Source organism: Synechococcus sp. CCY 0621 (assembly GCF_019038465.1).
In the GTDB taxonomy this organism is placed as follows: domain Bacteria; phylum Cyanobacteriota; class Cyanobacteriia; order PCC-6307; family Cyanobiaceae; genus Cyanobium.
On the sequence record NZ_JAFKRH010000039.1, the window covers coordinates 21809 to 37352 of the forward strand.

General features: G+C 67.9%; 17 protein-coding genes. 7 read left to right on the forward strand and 10 right to left on the reverse strand.

The annotated features are described in order from the left end of the window. Positions 1 to 51 precede the first annotated feature (51 nt). The 3 genes from KUG43_RS13325 to KUG43_RS13335 are packed head-to-tail and all read left to right on the forward strand — an operon-like array spanning position 52 to position 5456. A complete protein-coding gene (locus tag KUG43_RS13325; RefSeq protein WP_216909824.1) occupies positions 52 to 2133 on the forward strand; it encodes a cation:proton antiporter in 2082 nt (693 codons plus the stop codon). A 54-nt stretch (positions 2134 to 2187) separates the two neighbouring features. Beyond that, positions 2188 to 2634 carry a universal stress protein gene (locus tag KUG43_RS13330; RefSeq protein ID WP_216909825.1) on the forward strand — a complete coding sequence of 149 codons (447 nt, stop codon included), beginning with the start codon at positions 2188 to 2190 and terminating at the stop codon, positions 2632 to 2634. Then, entirely contained in the window at positions 2631 to 5456 is a 2826-nt protein-coding gene (locus KUG43_RS13335; RefSeq protein ID WP_216909826.1) for a bifunctional acetate--CoA ligase family protein/GNAT family N-acetyltransferase, read from the forward strand. Before KUG43_RS13330 ends, KUG43_RS13335 begins: the two co-directional genes overlap by 4 nt. Here the strand turns inward: KUG43_RS13335 and KUG43_RS13340 are convergent. Next, the gene (locus KUG43_RS13340) at positions 5404 to 5583 is read right to left on the reverse strand and encodes a Nif11-like leader peptide family natural product precursor (RefSeq protein WP_216909827.1); all 180 of its coding nucleotides are present in this window, start codon (positions 5581 to 5583) and stop codon (positions 5404 to 5406) included. The two genes, KUG43_RS13335 and KUG43_RS13340, sit on opposite strands and share 53 nt — an antisense overlap. A 203-nt stretch (positions 5584 to 5786) precedes the next feature. On the opposite strand from KUG43_RS13340, the gene KUG43_RS13345 reads away from it, so the two are divergent. Further along, entirely contained in the window at positions 5787 to 6239 is a 453-nt protein-coding gene (locus KUG43_RS13345; RefSeq protein WP_216909828.1) for a hypothetical protein, read from the forward strand. 9 nt (positions 6240 to 6248) lie between these two features. Here KUG43_RS13345 and KUG43_RS13350 read toward each other — a convergent pair whose 3' ends face one another. The 3 genes from KUG43_RS13350 to KUG43_RS13360 all read right to left on the reverse strand — a co-directional run bounded on the left by KUG43_RS13350 (position 6249) and on the right by KUG43_RS13360 (position 7765). After that, the gene (locus KUG43_RS13350; protein ID WP_216909829.1) at positions 6249 to 6764 is read right to left on the reverse strand and encodes a hypothetical protein; all 516 of its coding nucleotides are present in this window, start codon (positions 6762 to 6764) and stop codon (positions 6249 to 6251) included. Then, entirely contained in the window at positions 6761 to 7108 is a 348-nt protein-coding gene (locus tag KUG43_RS13355) for a hypothetical protein (protein ID WP_216909831.1), read from the reverse strand. Before KUG43_RS13355 ends, KUG43_RS13350 begins: the two co-directional genes overlap by 4 nt. A 108-nt stretch (positions 7109 to 7216) precedes the next feature. Then, entirely contained in the window at positions 7217 to 7765 is a 549-nt protein-coding gene (locus KUG43_RS13360) for a hypothetical protein (RefSeq protein ID WP_216909833.1), read from the reverse strand. Positions 7766 to 8036: 271 nt separating this feature from the next. Here KUG43_RS13360 and KUG43_RS13365 point away from each other — a divergent pair, with 271 nt between their 5' ends. Continuing rightward, complete coding sequence (locus KUG43_RS13365) at positions 8037 to 9692, forward strand: mechanosensitive ion channel family protein (protein ID WP_216909835.1); 1656 nt, start codon at positions 8037 to 8039, stop codon at positions 9690 to 9692. 4 nt (positions 9693 to 9696) lie between these two features. Here KUG43_RS13365 and KUG43_RS13370 read toward each other — a convergent pair whose 3' ends face one another. Continuing rightward, the gene (locus KUG43_RS13370; protein ID WP_216909836.1) at positions 9697 to 10563 is read right to left on the reverse strand and encodes a bile acid:sodium symporter family protein; all 867 of its coding nucleotides are present in this window, start codon (positions 10561 to 10563) and stop codon (positions 9697 to 9699) included. A gap of 387 nt (positions 10564 to 10950) precedes the next feature. Here KUG43_RS13370 and KUG43_RS13375 point away from each other — a divergent pair, with 387 nt between their 5' ends. Both KUG43_RS13375 and KUG43_RS13380 read left to right on the forward strand, forming a co-directional pair. Then, the gene (locus KUG43_RS13375; protein WP_216909837.1) at positions 10951 to 11325 is read left to right on the forward strand and encodes a hypothetical protein; all 375 of its coding nucleotides are present in this window, start codon (positions 10951 to 10953) and stop codon (positions 11323 to 11325) included. A gap of 3 nt (positions 11326 to 11328) precedes the next feature. Beyond that, positions 11329 to 12222: a transglutaminase family protein gene (locus KUG43_RS13380; RefSeq protein WP_216909838.1), complete on the forward strand. Its 894-nt coding sequence runs from the start codon at positions 11329 to 11331 to the stop codon at positions 12220 to 12222. Here the strand turns inward: KUG43_RS13380 and KUG43_RS13385 are convergent. The 5 genes from KUG43_RS13385 to KUG43_RS13405 form a co-directional block, all read right to left on the reverse strand. Beyond that, entirely contained in the window at positions 12201 to 12413 is a 213-nt protein-coding gene (locus KUG43_RS13385) for a hypothetical protein (RefSeq protein WP_216909839.1), read from the reverse strand. The two genes, KUG43_RS13380 and KUG43_RS13385, sit on opposite strands and share 22 nt — an antisense overlap. Positions 12414 to 12574: 161 nt before the next feature. Next, entirely contained in the window at positions 12575 to 12919 is a 345-nt protein-coding gene (rbp, locus tag KUG43_RS13390) for an RNA-binding regulator (protein ID WP_216909840.1), read from the reverse strand. 424 nt (positions 12920 to 13343) lie between these two features. Further along, the gene (frp, locus tag KUG43_RS13395) at positions 13344 to 13745 is read right to left on the reverse strand and encodes a fluorescence recovery protein (protein ID WP_286194777.1); all 402 of its coding nucleotides are present in this window, start codon (positions 13743 to 13745) and stop codon (positions 13344 to 13346) included. Continuing rightward, positions 13696 to 14436: a fatty acid desaturase gene (locus tag KUG43_RS13400; protein WP_216909841.1), complete on the reverse strand. Its 741-nt coding sequence runs from the start codon at positions 14434 to 14436 to the stop codon at positions 13696 to 13698. The genes frp and KUG43_RS13400 overlap by 50 nt, the downstream gene beginning before the upstream one ends. A 92-nt stretch (positions 14437 to 14528) precedes the next feature. Further along, positions 14529 to 15485 (reverse strand): orange carotenoid-binding protein, encoded by a 957-nt coding sequence (locus tag KUG43_RS13405; RefSeq protein WP_216909842.1) that lies wholly within the window; start codon positions 15483 to 15485, stop codon positions 14529 to 14531. Positions 15486 to 15544: the final 59 nt, after the last annotated feature.

Below are 15544 nucleotides of genomic sequence, written 5' to 3' on the forward strand. Positions count from 1 at the left end.
GGCGCTCCTAGGACGGCCTGGAGGACATCCCTGCCATCCCTCTCCATCCCCGTGGGCTCCTTCCTGGCAGGCAATCCCCTGGCGATCTTCGCCCTGCTGCTGATGCTCAGCGTGGTGGTGCCGCCCCTGGTGCGGCCGTTGCGGCTGCCGGATCTGGTCGGACTGCTGGTGGCCGGTGTGGCGATCGGTCCCCATGGCCTCGCCTGGCTCGCCTCCAGCAACGAGACCGTGCGGTTGCTCTCGGACGTGGGGGTGATCTATCTGCTGTTCATTGCCGGCCTGGAGATCGACCTGGGGGAGTTCCAGCGGATCCGGTCCCGCTCCTTCCGCTTCGGCTTGCTCACCTTCACCCTGCCGATGCTGGCGGGCACGGCGCTGGGATTCGCCTACGGCTATCCGGTCGTGAGCGCCGTCCTGATCGGCTCGATCCTGGCCTCCCACACACCCCTGGGCTACCCGATCGTGCGCAGCTTCGGCGCGATGCGGGAGGAGTGCGTCACGGTGGCGATCGGCGGCACGATCTTCACCGACATCGCCGCCCTGGTGGTGCTGGCCCTCTGCGTCAGCCTCGGGAAAGGCCAGCTGAGCGGCGTTGGGGTGGTCGCCCTGCTGCTCAAGGTGGCCGTCTACGCCGCCGCCGTGATGCTGCTGATCCGGCGGCTGGGTCAAGGGCTGATCCGCCGCAGCGTCGACGGTGACAGCCGTCTGTTCGTGGCGGTGCTGCTGGCCCTGTTCCTGGCGGCGGTGGGGGCGGAAGTGGCCGGTGTGGAGAAGATCGTCGGCGCCTTCCTGGCCGGACTGGCCGTCAATGGCGTGCTGCCGGAGGGCCGGGTCAAGGAACAGGTGGTGGTGGTGGGGGCGAGCCTGTTCATCCCGCTCTTCTTCATCGATCTGGGGCTGCTGCTGGATGTGCCGGTGTTCCTCAGCACCATGACCGGCTCGGTCTTCGCCATCGCCTTGATCCTGACGCTGATCACCAGCAAAGGGCTGGCCTCGTGGTGGTCGGGCCTGCTTTACCGCTACGACGGCCCAGAGATGCTCACCCTGTGGTCGCTGTCGCTGCCCCAGGTGGCCGCCACCCTGGCGGCCACCTATGTGGGCTTCCGCCAGGGCCTGCTGGATGAGCGGATGCTCAACAGCGTCCTGGCCCTGATGGTGGTCACCGCCACCCTGGGGCCAATCCTCACCTCGGTGGCGATGACCCGCATGGCCAGCCGCCGGGCCAGGGATCTCAGCCTGCAGGAGAGCGGCCAGCTGGCCCTGGTGCGACGGGCCCTACGGGTGCTGGTACCGATCAGCGAGGCCCGCAGTGAGGAACCCCTGCTGGCGCTTGCCGGCCGGCTGATCGACGGGGACGCGGGCCGCCAAGGCACGGTGCTGCCCCTCTCGGTGGTGTCGCCGCGCCAGGCCGAAGCGGGCCGCGGCGCCCAGCCGGTCGTGCATCGTGCCCTGGCCGAAGGGCGCCAGCTGCTGGAGCGGGCCGATGCCTTCACTGCGGCGGCGGGGGTGCCCAGCCGCTCCCTGCTGCGGGTCGACAACGACATCCCCGGAGGCATCGCCCGCACGGCTCTCGAGCAGGGCGCCGACCTGGTGCTGTTGGGCGTGGCCGCGGCCCCCCGCTTGGGGCGCTGGCTGTTCGGCGATCTGGTGGCCGCCATCTGCCGTCAGGCCCACTGCCCGGTGGTGATGGCCCGTCTGCGGGACGACCCGGCCAGCTTCCGCCGGCTGCTCGTCCCGGTGAAGGACCTCTCCTCCGGCGCCCTGGAGCAGTACCAGCTGGCAGAGCGCCTGCTCAGCGCCTGCCCGCCCGGTGAGGGCGCCGCCATCACCCTGCTTCACATCCATGAGCCCTGGTTGCCCCAGGCGGAGCGGGAACAGCTGGCCCGCCAGCTCCAGGGCTGGGTTGCCTCCCCCTCCAGGTCCGGGAAGGGCGTGCCGGTCACGGTGGAGCTCCTGGCCCACCAGAACGTGGCTGAGGCGATTGAGAGGGGCAGCGAGAGCCACGATCTGGTGATCCTGCGCTCCCTGAGGCGCCTGGTGGAGGGCGTGCCGATTCCCGCCAGCGACCAGGCCACCAGCCTGCTGCGGCGCCTGCACTGCTCGGCCCTGGTGATCAGCGATCCACTTCACTGATCCACTGCGCTGATGCAAGGCCTTGACTAGACAGAGGAGAGACCTGCCGCTCCCATGTCCTTCAGCCAACTCCTGGTGCCCAGCGACGGTTCCGACCTCTCGATGGCGGCCGTGCGCCACGCCGTGGCACTGGCCGCCTCCCTCGGGGCCCGCATCACCTTCTTCCATGCCCAGGCCAGCGTGCCGGTGCAGGTGGTGGGGCTCGGCGAGATGCTCGATGCCACCACCATGGAGGCCCTGATGAGCGCCAGCCGCAAGGATGGGGAACGGATTCTCGAGGAGTCCCTGGCGGTGGCCAAGGAGGCCGGCGTCAACGCCACGGCCGAGCGTGTGCTGAGCGACCTGCCGCACCAGGCCATCATCGAGGCCGCCACCCGGCTGGGCTGCGACCTGATCGTGATGGCCTCCCACGGCCGCCGCGGCCTGGTGGGGATGCTGATCGGCAGCGAAACCCAGCGGGTGCTGGTCCAGTCCCCCTGTCCGGTCCTGGTGATCCGATGACGGAGAACCCCTCCGGCGGGGGCGGCGCCGCCGCGGATCGGGCCTACGACATCCTGCGCTCCCAGCATCAGCCGCTGGCGGCCCTTTTCTCGCCGCGCAGTGTGGCCGTGATCGGAGCCTCCGACCGGCCGGGCAGCGTCGGGCACGGGGTGCTCTGGAACCTGATCAGCCACCCCTTCGGCGGCACCGTCTATCCCATCAACCCCAAGCGCCCGAGTGTGCAGGGAATCCGGGCCCACGCGTCGGTGGCGGAGGTGCCCGAACCGGTGGACCTGGCCGTGATCGCCACCCCCGCCGCTACGGTGCCGGCCCTGATCGAGGAGTGCGCGGCGGCCCGGGTGAAGGGCGTGATCGTGCTGTCAGCGGGCTTCCGGGAGATCGGCGCCACCGGCATCGCCCTGGAGGCCCGCATCCGGGATGGCCTGCGCCGCACCGGCATGCGACTGGTGGGCCCCAACTGCCTGGGGCTGATGAATCCCCTCACCGGCCTCAACGCCACCTTCGCCGGCGCCATGGCCCGCCCTGGCCACGTGGGCTTCCTCAGCCAGTCGGGGGCGATCTGCACCGCCGTCCTCGACTGGAGCCTGCAGGAGAACGTGGGCTTCAGCGCCTTCGTCTCGATGGGCTCGATGCTGGATGTCGACTGGGGGGATCTGATCACCTACCTGGGGGACGATCCGGAAACCCACAGCATCGTCATTTACATGGAATCGATCGGTGACCCCCGGTCGTTCCTCTCGGCGGCTCGGGAGGTGGCCCTGACCAAGCCGATCGTGGTGATCAAGGCCGGCCGCACCGCCGAGGCGGCCCAGGCGGCGGCATCCCACACCGGCGCCCTGACCGGAAGCGACGCCGTCCTGGATGCCGCCTTCCGCCGCTGCGGCGTGATCCGCGTCGACAGCATCGCCGACCTCTTCGATCTGGCCGAAGTGCTGTCCAAGCAACGTCGCCGGCCCCTGGGGCCGCGGCTGACGATCCTCACCAACGCCGGGGGGCCGGGCGTGATCGCCACCGATGCCCTGGTGCGCCATGGCGGACAGCTGGCCACCCTCCCGGCGGCCACCCTGGCGGACCTCGATGCCGTTCTGCCCCAGCACTGGAGTCGGGCCAACCCGATCGACATCCTGGGGGACGCGGATCCGGACCGCTACGAGCGGGCCATCCGCCTGGCCCTGGAGAACCCCGACAGCGATGGCCTGCTGGTGGTGCTCACCCCCCAGGCCATGACCGATCCCACCAGCACGGCTGAGCGGCTGGTGGCCCTGGCGGCGACCACCACCAAGCCGCTGCTGGCCAGCTGGATGGGGGGCCAGGACGTGGAGGCTGGGGAGCGCCTGCTGAATGCCGCCGGCATCGCCACCTACCGCTACCCGGACGGGGCCGTGCAGCTGTTCGATCTCCTGTGGCGCTACAGCGACAACCTGCGCGCCCTTTACGAAACCCCGGCCCTGGTTCCGGACACCGAAGCGACTGGAGCCGGCGAGCCCCACGCCGATCGCCAGCGGGTGGAAGCTCTGCTGGAAGGGGTGCTGGCCCAGGGACGCACCCTTCTGAACGAATGGGAAGCCAAACAGGTGCTGGAGGCCTACGGCATCCCCACAGTTCCCACCCACATGGCCACCAGTGCCGAGGCGGCGGCGGCGGCGGCCGACGCGATGGGCTACCCGGTGGTGGTCAAGCTGCTCTCCGCCGAGCTCACCCACAAAAGCGATGTTGGCGGGGTGCAGCTGAACCTGCGTGACGGCGCCGCGGTGACCCAGGCCTTCCGCGCCATGCAGGAGGCGATCGTGGCACTGCACGGCGAGAGCGCCTTCGGCGGGGTGACCGTGCAGCCGATGCTGGAGCTGACGGGCGCCTACGAGCTGATCGTGGGCAGCAGCATCGACCCCCAGTTCGGCCCGGTGATCCTGTTCGGCACCGGCGGGCTGCTGGTGGAGGTGTTCCGCGACAGCGCCGTGGCCCTGCCGCCACTGAACACCACCCTGGCCCGGCGGCTGATGGAACGCACCCGCATCCATGCGGCGCTGCAGGGGGTGCGCGGCCGGCCGCCGGTGGATCTGGCGGCGCTGGAGCGGTTGCTGGTGCGCCTCAGCCGGCTGGTGCTGGAGCATCCGGCCATCCTCGAACTCGACATCAACCCCCTGCGGGTGGCACCTGGGATCGGCAAGGGTTCGCTGGTGGCCCTGGATGCCCGGGTGCTGCTGCAGTCGTCCTCCGGGGCCACCTGTTTCACCCCCAGACCGGCGATCCGTCCCTATCCGAGCGAGTACGTGCGCGCCTGGCACCTGCCCGACGGTTCACCGGTGACGCTCCGGCCGATCCGACCGGAGGACGAACCCATGCTGGTGGCCTTCCACCGCACCCTCTCGGAGCAGAGCGTCTACTTCCGCTACTTCCATCTGATGACCCTGGGCCACCGCATCGCCCACGAACGACTGACTCGGATCTGCTTCACCGACTACGACAGGGAAATGGCCCTGGTGGTGGAGCGGCCGGGGCAGAACGGCGCCCCGGCCGAGGTGCTGGGGGTGGGCCGGCTCAGCCGGATCCACGACGACAACGCCGCCGAGTTCGCCATGCTGATTGCCGACCCCTGGCAACGGCAGGGGTTAGGCACCGCCTTGCTGGGGCTGCTGATCACGATCGGCCGGGCCGAGGGGCTCGAGCGGATCTGCGCCGAGATCCTCCACGAGAACAGGGGCATGCAGCATGTCTGCCAGAAGCTGGGCTTCCGGCTGCGGCCGACGGCCGAGTGCGTGCATGCCGAGATCAGCCTGCTTGATGCTGCAGTTGCCGGGCCCGCTGCAGATCCACCCGGGTGACGCCGAACCCCAGCCGGCGGGCCGCCAGCAACAGTTCCGCTCTGGAGCGGCAGTGACGCAGCCCGCGGCGGATCACCTCATCCGTCTCCGCCTCCTCAACAAGGCGCTCCAGTTCACTCCAGCTCATCGTGTCCTCCCGCCCTCTGACTCACGCTGGCAAGGGCCGGCCGATCTGACCAGGGGTCGACAACAAGCGATGCAGAGGGGGCGCTGGCGGCGAGTCGCATCTTGTCGGACATCCCCGGGGACCCATTCATGGCTCGGTCACATGACTTCGCTTGATTGATGTCATCCCCACCTCAGGGGTCGCTCCTCACAACGCGAACCACCATGAACACCATCCTTCGTCAGGGTTCCCGCCGCCTCGCGGGCCTGCTGGGCACCACCGGCGTCCTGGCCCTGCTCGCCACCCCCCTGGAGGCCTTGGCCGGTCCCTGGGGCCAGGCCGGCGTTCCCCGTCAGGTCGACAGCCGCCGTGTTCCCTACCCCGTGCAGACCCTGCCCAGCCCCTCGTCCTACGGCGACGGCTACGGCGGCGGCTACCGGGCCGACTACGACGTCGACCGCTACCGGGCCAACCTGCCGGTGGCCCCCGACTACATCCAGGCCCAGACGGCCCAGCGCTGCAACGTCGGCCGACTGGTGGGCGGCATCATCGGCGGCGGCCTCGGCTACGCCGCCTCCCGCCAGGACGGCCGCACCTGGGCCGTGCCGCTCGGGGCCCTGCTGGGTCAGCAGATGGGCTGCAGCATCGGCGCCCAGCGCGCTCCCCTGCCCTGGTGAACCCCCGGCTCAGGCAGCGGTCCCGAAGGCCACCTGGCAGGCGGCATTGAGGAGTTCCGCTTCCTGGGCCGTCTGGGGCTCCTGGCCATTCAGCAGACCCTGCTGGCAGTCAGCGGAGAGCTGAAAGACGCTGCCGTCGGCACTGACATCAAAGGCCACCGTGGAGGTGCCGGTCGGCTGGACCGTGCCGAACAGCAGCTGGTACTCGGTGTTGGGCACCACGATCACCGTCTGGCTGCTGGCCACCGCGGCATCGACGGCACTGTTGATGATCGAGGCCGTCGCCAGCGTGGCCACACCCCAGGTGGCGGCCCGGGCCCCCCACCATCCCCAGGACGGGGTGGCCCAGCCGCCGTACCAGCCATGGTTCCAGGGCCGGGCAACCCCCCAACCCGGACGGGCCCAGCCCGGTCTGACGCCGATGGCGTTGACATTGACGGCGCGGTTCCAGTTGCGGTTGACGTTGACGTTCCGCGTGAGATTGGCGTTGCGGTTGATGGTTCCGGCCCCGCCAACCCTGTTCACACCCGCTGAGCCAACCCCTCCAGGACGGTTAAGGCCAGGGGTTCCAACACCACCAGGGCGGTTGAGACCTGCTGCTCCAACACCACCAGGTCGTCCGACGGGACCAGCCAGGGAGGGACGACCCATGCCGCCGGCGGCACCGCCACTCCAGCCACCGGCGGGTCGGGCCGCGCCACGGTTGAGGCCTCCGGCACCACCGGATCCCTGGAAACCACTGTGGGCCCTGGCACCACCACCGGCCCTCGCCCCACCACCAGCAGCCCTGCCGGCACCGCCGCCTCGACCAGCACCACCGGCCCTGGCACCACCACCGCCTCCCCGTCCACCGCCGCCGCCGCGGGCAATCAGCTGCGGGGTGACCAAAGAAGAAGAAGAAGTCTCCACGGCCAGGGCAGCCCCGACCGGGGAGGCGATCACACCGGCCATCAACAGAGCGAATCCAGCGAGGATCTTCATTTCAGGAGCAGCGCGCAGGCGTCGTCGTAGCAACTGGCATCCACCCGACCGTCCTGGCCGAAATGGACCATCACCAGATCGCGTCCCTGAAGGCGGGTATTGGCGCGATCCTCCCGGACACTGTTGAGGTAATTGGGGTTGACCACACACAGGTCCTTGCCGTTGAAGCAGACCGTGTTGGTGGAGAACCGGGCGGAAGCTCCTCTCAGCGGGCGCCATTTCTTGGTGTCGTTCGCCCAGATCGCCATGGTCACCGGCTCGGCGGTGATGCGGACCGTTTCGGTGACGTTGCCGATGAGGTGTCGGTAGAGCGTGGCCCCTCCCACGTCCACCGCTTCCACCTTGCAGGGGACCGGAGCCGCCCCCTGGAGCGAGCACTGGGTGGAAAGGGTGTAGAGCACCTGGGCCGCAGGAGCGGGCTGGGGGGCCAGCAGGGCCGCGGCCGTCAGGCCGGCCAGGATCCCGGCACCGCCTACGGCCAGACGGTGACGACTGCCGCCAGCAGGGCGGCCACAGGGGCGAAGGCTGATCCAGCGCTGGGGCATGGGGAAAGGAATCAACGGGGCTCCCGGAGGACCGGTGGCGTCAAATCCAGCGTGACCATCGAGACTCTCGATGACGCTGAGCATCTTGCAAAACGTTGTAATCAGCGGCGTTGGTCCGGATCACGGCGCCGCCTTGGCTGCGCGGGGCTCCAGGCGATGCGAACCCAGGCAGGAACGGGAAGATAGTGTCCGTTGACCGTCGTGACGAAGCATCGTGGGTCACTCCGAGCCATGGGAGCTTCGCCCACGCCCCCGATGGGCGCGCGTCATCTTGCCCCTGCTGGCCGCTCTGCTGGCGGCCCAGCTGCTGGCGTCGCCCCCCCTGGTCCGGGCGGGTGCCGCCCCACCCGAGGCCTCTGCCGCTGCCCAGAACGCTCCGCAGCCGGCCTTCATCGAACTGGATGGCCGACGGGTGCTGGAGATCCGCGCCGGCGTCGGCGCCCAGACCCCGGCCCAGATGGCGCAGCGGGGCAGCCAGCGGCTGGCCGAGCTGGCCGCCAACTACTCAATCGAGCCAGGGCAGATCGTTGTGCAGGAGGACCCGCCCTACACCACCATCGGCCTGATGCGGGGCGGCGCCTTCGAGCCCAGGATCTCTGTTGACGACCGCAACGCGGCCCGCTTTCAACTCAGCCGTCAGCAGCTGGCCCAGCGCTACCTGGAGCAGATCCGCGCCGCGATCGTGCGCTACCGCCAGACCCACCGGCGTTCGGACTGGCTGCGGGGCGCCGCCCTGGCCCTGCTCGCCCTTGGCTTCTACATCCTGTGGCTGCGGGGACAGATGGCCCTCAACCGGCACCTGGAGCGCTGGATCAAGGACCCCGCCAACCGCCGGATCCGGGGACTGCAGGTGGGGGGCAACCAGTGGCTCACCGCGGATCAGGAGCGCAGCCTCCTTGATCCCCTGCGCCGGATCGTGCACGGGTCCGTGCTGCTGCTGGTCAGTTACCTCTCCATCCCCCTGTTCCTGGGGCTGTTCCCCCCCACCCAGGGCCTCTCCGAAACCCTGCGGGCCCAGATCACCGGCCTGGTGGTGGGCGGGGCCCAGGCCATGGCCACGGCCATTCCCGACCTGATCTCGGTGGCGGTGATCCTGGGCCTCAGCGTGCTGCTGATGCGGGCCAGCAACGCCTGGTTCCGGGCGGTGGAGATGGGCAACCTCCGCCTGCGCTGGTTCTATCCCGAATGGGCCCGGCCCACGGCCCGGCTGGTGGGAATCGGCATCCTGCTGCTCGGCGTGGTGGCGGCCTACCCCTACATCCCCGGAGCCAACAGCAAGGCCTTCCAGGGCGCCGGCCTGTTCGTGGGGGTGCTGGCGGCCCTGGGCTCAAGTGCCGTGGCCGCCAACCTGATCGGCGGGCTGATGCTCACCTACACCCGGGCCTTCCAGGAGGGCGACCGGGTCAGCATCAACGACACCGTCGGCGTCGTCCATGACTGCGCCCTGCTGGTGACCCGCCTGCGCACCCCCCGCAACGAGGTGGTGAGCATCCCCAACGCCACCGTGCTCGGGTCCTCGATCGTCAACTACAGCCTGTCCCGCCGGGAGATCGCCGAGCCGGTGGTGATCGCCACCACCGTCACCATCGGCTACGACGTGCCCTGGCGACAGGTTCACCGGCTGATGCTGGATGCGGCCGGCGCCACCGCAGGCATCAGCCGGGAGAGGCCCCCGTTCGTGCTCCAGACCTCACTGAACGACTTCCACATCAGCTACGAGCTCAACGCCTACGTGGAGGATGTGGACACCTACCGCAGCACCCTCTCCGAGCTGCTAGGGGCCATCCAGGATCAGTTCGCCGGCGCTGGCGTCGAGATCCTCTCTCCCGGCTACCACGCCATGCGTGACGGCAACGGCAGCACGGTGCCCCCCTGGCCTTCCGAGTCCTTCGGCACCCCGACCCCCACTCCGCCCGGCGCCGGTTGAAGGCTCAAGCCGTTCGCAGCGGGGCTCTGCGCCAGCGCAGGAAGGGAATCGAAAGCAGCACGGTGACCAGCAGGTAGGCCAGCACGGCCAGCTTCAGGCCGGGCATCCCGGCGCCGTAGGTGGTGGCGAACAACAGGGCCAGGCCCGGGTTCCGCATCGACATGACCAGGGCCACGGTGGTGCGCTCGCGAGGCTCCGGGCCAGCCAAGAGGTAGCCGATGGCCAGGGCCGCGGCCACCATCACCGCCATGAAGCCCAGGGCCAGCCCGTTGGAGGCCACGAACGGCAGCAGCAAAGGGCCGGCCTTGATCAGCACGAGCACGATCAGCAGCAGAAGCAGGCCGTTGGCGAGCTTGTCGAGCGGCCCCTCCAACCGCGCCACCCATTCGGGCTTCCAGCGCCTAAACAGCAAGCCGGCCAGCAGCGGCAGCACCTGGGCCTTGCCCACCTGCAGGGCCACGTCCCGGGGGGCGATGTCCCAGCCATCAATGCCGAACGAGGCCCGGAACAGATCGGCCAGCAGGGGAATGGAAACGATTGCGGCCACGGCCGCGCTGGCCTGCAGCAGCGCCGCCAGCTGGCGATCGCCCCCCGTCTTGCCGGCCTTGCGCAGGGTGAGCGGGGCGCTTGGACAGGCCGCCATCAGGGCGATGCCGAAGCGGGCCGGCGGGGAGAGGGCGAAGCTCACCGGCAGCTTCAGCAGCACCAGCGCCACCAGGGGCACCAGCACACAGGAGCCGATCAGCACCCGGATCACCAGGGCGGGCCGATGCCGCAACTGCGCGATCGCCTCCAGTTGCAACCCCAGGCCGAGGGCGAACATGATCGTGAACAGGGTGAGGCTGACGAGTGCGGCAGAGGCCTGGGCCATGGAGGTCAGGGGAAGGGAAGGGAGGAGTTGCGAAGGCTCAGAGCGCCAGACCCCCATTGGCCAGCATCGCCAGGGCAACGGAGCCAATCAAGCTGAGGCTCACGGCCGTGGCCATGGCGATCGAGCGAGGCCGATGCCATCGCTACCGTGCCGTTCCGCATAAACGCCATCGACACCAGGCGTACCCATGGCCCGCATCGCCCACCGCGCCAGCCTGACTACTGATGGCGGCCACAATCTTGTTGAGGCCAAAACCAAACTGATCAGCGACTGGCAGGTGCGGATCCAGTCCATCAACGTGCGCTCCGCAGGCTCGGATCCATGGTTACTTCCATGCTCCCTCTCCCCTGCCTCGCTAGCGTTGAACCAGCCACAGACAAACCATCGATGGCCGTTCTCAACCGCTGCGCGATCGCGGTGGCGCCGCGGCAGCCGATGGTGGACTGGACCCGGCCCTTCTGGACCCGGGAGGACATGGAGGGTCTGGGGGACGACCACAGCCTCTATCTGATCCCCACCTACGACAGCGAGGTGGAAGCCCAGGACCGGCTGCTGGACAGCTACGGCCAGATCTTCGCCGCCGAGCTCGAGCTGTGGTGCCGCGACCGCAGCCGCTGGCCCCAGCCCCGCAGCCTCGAACTCTTCGAGGCCTGGTTCTCCGTCCGCTTCTTTCCCCTCGTCGAAGACCTGGACAGCGAGCCGTTGCACACCTACATGATCGATGACGACCTGCAGGATGCCCTGCGCGAGGCCCTGGGCTGAGACATGTTCTTCCGCATCCACCACCGGCTCAGCTACAGCTACGACCGGCCCGTTTTCCTGGAGCCCATGACCCTGCGGCTGACCCCCCGTCAGGACGGCAGCCAGAGGATCCTGGAGCACCATCTGCGACTGGTGGATCCCGCCGCTGGCCTCACCCGTGTGCTGGAACCGGATGGCACCGACGCCATGGTGGCCTGGTTCCAGCAGGAGCGGGACCAGCTGACGATCGAGGTGGACATGCTGCTGGAGACCCTGCGCAGCAATCCCTACGACTGGATCATTACCCACAAGGAGGCCCAACACCTGCCGGTGGACTACCCGGAGGCGGAGGCCTGCTCCCTGGCGGGCTGCCGGCATGGCCAGATCGATCCGGCCGTCCGTGCCTGGGCCCAGGCCATCGCCGACAAGGTCGAGGGATCGGCCACCGCGTTCCTCGGCGCCCTTGCCGATGAGATCCACCACGGCTTCCACCATGTGGGCCGGCTGGAGGGGGAACCCACCTCAGCGGCGGAGACCCTCGCGACGCTGACTGGAGCCTGCCGGGACACGGCCGTGCTGTACATCGCGGCCTGCCGCAGCCAGGGCCTGGCGGCGCGCTTCGTCAGCGGCTACTCGATGCACCATCCCCCTGAGGTGAGCGAGCATGAGCTGCACGCCTGGGCGGAGGTGTACCTGCCAGGGGGGGGCTGGAGGGGTTTCGATCCCAGCCTCGGTCTGGCGGTGGCCGATGGCCATGTGGTGCTGGCCGCTGCACCGGATCACCATCTGGCGGCGCCGGTGAGCGGACGTTATCGGGGAACCGGCGTGGGCTCCAGCCTGGCCTACCTGATCCGGCTGCAGGCCGCCTCCAGCCGCGACGAGCTGGAGGGAATGGCTCAGCCGATGGTCTCGAGCTGAAGCCAGCACCCCGCCGGGGCCAGCTTCTCAACGATCACCGGTGCCTGGTGCGTCAGGGCCAGGTTCTGGGCATAGCGTTCGGCTTCGTCACGGTGGTCGAAGAGGGGGCCGTGAACCTCGTTGGGAACGGTGGTCTCGTTCTGGTCGGCGGGTCGGACCCGGTAGCGGCCTCGAGGGCTGGGTTCACTCATGCCACCAATCTGCTCCCCACCCCCGGCAAGTCGCTCCAGCAGCAGAGTGTCTTTCGATCCGTGCCGGACTCCCAACAAGGACCTGCCCGCCCGGGGCGCGGATGACCATGAAAAAACCGCCCCGGAAAACCGGGACGGCCAGAGAAGAAAGAGCCGATGACTCAGTAACGGCTGCGGCCGCCGCCACCGCCGCCATAGCCGCCGCCACCACCGCCGTAGCCGCCACCGCCGCCGGAGCGACCACCGCCGCCGCCGCCGCCACCGGTGCGGGGCTCAGCTTTGTTGACGCGGATGCTGCGACCCATCCACTCGACGTCCTGAAGATCATCGATGGCCTTGGTTTCGTCGGCGTCGTTGGTCATCTCAACGAAGGCGAAGCCCCTTTTGCGGCCGGTGTCGCGATCAAGGGGAAGGGTGCACTGGCGCAGTTCGCCGTACTGGGCAAACAGATTTTTGACGTCTTCCACTTCGGCGTCGAAGGAAAGATTTCCGATGTAAATGGTCATGAACCTGAAAAAAACTATGAACCGATCCTTCGACAGCCCTTTTAGAAAGTGATGAGCTCGCTGGAGAGAAATCTTGGAATCTTCCCTACCTTACAGCCCCTGCGGTCCCAGAACGCCCCGTGGACGGGGAGCGGCAAGGGCCGGCAGGGCGATTGCCGCAGCAGCGCTGCCCATCTGCAGCTTGCCTGTCCGAGAGGTGCAACGTCGCGGAAGCCATCCCAGCCCCGCATGCAGCCGAGGTATCAACAAACAATCTTTACAGCAAGCCTGGTCAGGGGGAGAGCGACGCCAGCCAGTTCAGGACCAAAACGAGCCGATCAACCCAGTCCGATCCTGGTACGGAGATCAGCACCCTTGGGTCCATCAATGCCAGGACGGATCGCGGCAACGACCATGGCGAAGCCGTGCGTACGTTCGGATGGACTCACATGCGGGACATGGCCACAATCTTGTTGAGCTTGTCCTTATCCAGCCCGTCCAGTTCTTCCACCTGGAGCAAGCCGTCTTTTACCAGGCTGGCAAAGACGAACAAGAGTCCTGCTAGACGGAAATCGAAGCGACCTTCAATTTCGTGGCGTTGAATGCTGAGGAAATCATGAAGTTTCCAGCATTCCTCGACGGTGTCCATGCGACTGGCGTGGGCCTGGGCGGCCCTGATGATGCCGAGGACGGCTCGGGAGTGGGCCTTGTCAAAGGCGCACCGGGCTATGTCCTGTTCCTGATCCGTCCACTCCAGCACCGCTGTCACCATCGGACCCAACATCTGTTTTTTGACCTTAACGCGCAGGCTCGAGCCGCCGCGAGCTGTTCCCAGGGCCGTGATCAAGAGAAACGCGCCGCCGCAACTCCGGCAGCCGGAACCAGGGCACGGCCGGGTAGGCATGGTGCTCCCAGTGGTAGCCGAAGTGATAACAAGCCAGCAGGGAGAGAAGGTGGGAGTACCCCAGACTTCGCACGGCATGGCTGCCGGCAGGAAGAGGTCCTGATCCTTGGCTGCGATGGGGAAGATAGGTACCGAAGAGGAACAGTTGAAACGAGCTCAGCACCAGCGGCAGCACCCAGAATGCGACCACATTCATCGCCCGTTGGGGATCCAGCTCCAGTAGCAGTGCTGCTGCGGTGATCCAGGTGATCAGGAGCAGGGCCAACTGCTTCCAGGAGAGATAGTTGCCCATGAATCGCACATACCAGCGCAGGGCACCATCGCCACTGGCGAAACGGAAATCGGGATCCCTGAGGCTGCCAGGTGAGCGGTGATGGCGCAGATGCTGGCGGCGACAGGGCCCATAGGGCAAGCCGGCGTAAAGCACCAGGGCCAGGCGACCGAGTCCGTCGTTGAGGGCAGGGCGCCCAGGCACCAGGATGCGGTGCATGGCGTCGTGGCCCAGGATGAACAGGCCGGTCTGCAGGAACGTCCGTCCTGCGACAGCCAGCAGGATGGCCGGCGCTGGCCACTGGGCTGGATGGGCCAGCAGCAGGGTGATGAGACTGACCAACCAGCCCAAGAAGATCGCCATCCCAAGCCAAAAACCCCTGCCCAGGGGGGCAGGGGAAACAGCACAGACGCTCGCCTTGTCCGTCATCGGGCCAGGCTGGAGGGAGGATCCTGTCAGCGTGCGAATTTGAGCAACTCGGCCGGGGACGCCAGCAGGTCGATCGCCACGAAGTAGATCCGGTTCTCGGGATCCAGCAGGAAACGCCAGGCCACATTCATGCCGACGCCGGCGCCGAACCAGGGGGTCTGAACCTTTCCGGTGACCTTGATCTGGGTGAAGCCGCCATCGGAGGGCTCACTCACGCCACTTTCGGGAAGCAGCTTGAGGTTCTGGCAATCTTCGCGGAAGAAGCGCAGCACGGCATCGGTGCCGACAATCGGCCGCTGGAAGGGGGGCTGCAGGGCGCCGTCGGGAAGGAACAGCTTGATCAGCTGGTCGAAATCGTTGGCGTTGAGCAGATCCATGTAGGAGAGGATCGTGGCATTGTCGATTCCCGCGATCGTCACCTTGGTGCGCTGCTCGGGGGCCGTGGGCAGCACGATCGGCTCAGCGATGCGCTCCGTCCCGTCCACCTTGCTGGGGTCGAAGCCCATGTCGACGACGAAGTTGCGCAGCACCGTGATCTGCTGACCGGCATCAATGCCCTTCAGCGAGGACAGCACCGAAGCGGCGTTGGCAGAGAGCTGATAACCCTCGGGGATGGGGGCGACAAGGCCTTCCTCCATCCACTCGCCCAGGCGATACCAGAACCCCAGTTTGATGTTGACCGACCAGATGGCATAGGTGCGGCAGATGTCGGTGTCGGCCCTGTTGGCCAGATCCACCATCACCTGGCTCTGCTCGGCGAAGGTCATGGCCTTGATCCGGTTGAGCACCGGCTCGGCGAACTGCATGCGGGCCGCCCCGGGCGCTGCGATGGTGATGGTCTTGCCCATCTCGAGGTAGGCGAACCAGATCAGCGCCAGCTGATCCTCCGCGCTCAGCAGAGCGAACCGAGCGGTGAGGGCGGGCACCACATCGGCGGAAAGGGTGTCCGGAAAGATCTGGGACGCTTTTTCGAGCGTGAACATGACAGGAAGGCTCCGGAGGTCAATAAATCTTTACAAATCCTAATGCATGGTGGCACCGA

What these genes read in the sequence shown, in the direction of transcription:
- KUG43_RS13330 (WP_216909825.1), top strand. Translation starts at nt 2,188, where the DNA reads ATGTCCTTCAGCCAACTCCTGGTGCCCAGCGACGGTTCCGACCTCTCG.
- KUG43_RS13335 (WP_216909826.1), top strand. Translation starts at nt 2,631, where the DNA reads ATGACGGAGAACCCCTCCGGCGGGGGCGGCGCCGCCGCGGATCGGGCC.
- KUG43_RS13340 (WP_216909827.1), bottom strand. Translation starts at nt 5,583, where the DNA reads ATGAGCTGGAGTGAACTGGAGCGCCTTGTTGAGGAGGCGGAGACGGAT.
- KUG43_RS13345 (WP_216909828.1), top strand. Translation starts at nt 5,787, where the DNA reads ATGAACACCATCCTTCGTCAGGGTTCCCGCCGCCTCGCGGGCCTGCTG.
- KUG43_RS13360 (WP_216909833.1), bottom strand. Translation starts at nt 7,765, where the DNA reads ATGCCCCAGCGCTGGATCAGCCTTCGCCCCTGTGGCCGCCCTGCTGGC.
- KUG43_RS13370 (WP_216909836.1), bottom strand. Translation starts at nt 10,563, where the DNA reads ATGGCCCAGGCCTCTGCCGCACTCGTCAGCCTCACCCTGTTCACGATC.
- KUG43_RS13375 (WP_216909837.1), top strand. Translation starts at nt 10,951, where the DNA reads ATGGCCGTTCTCAACCGCTGCGCGATCGCGGTGGCGCCGCGGCAGCCG.
- KUG43_RS13380 (WP_216909838.1), top strand. Translation starts at nt 11,329, where the DNA reads ATGTTCTTCCGCATCCACCACCGGCTCAGCTACAGCTACGACCGGCCC.
- KUG43_RS13385 (WP_216909839.1), bottom strand. Translation starts at nt 12,413, where the DNA reads ATGAGTGAACCCAGCCCTCGAGGCCGCTACCGGGTCCGACCCGCCGAC.
- rbp (WP_216909840.1), bottom strand. Translation starts at nt 12,919, where the DNA reads ATGACCATTTACATCGGAAATCTTTCCTTCGACGCCGAAGTGGAAGAC.
- KUG43_RS13400 (WP_216909841.1), bottom strand. Translation starts at nt 14,436, where the DNA reads ATGGCGATCTTCTTGGGCTGGTTGGTCAGTCTCATCACCCTGCTGCTG.
- KUG43_RS13405 (WP_216909842.1), bottom strand. Translation starts at nt 15,485, where the DNA reads ATGTTCACGCTCGAAAAAGCGTCCCAGATCTTTCCGGACACCCTTTCC.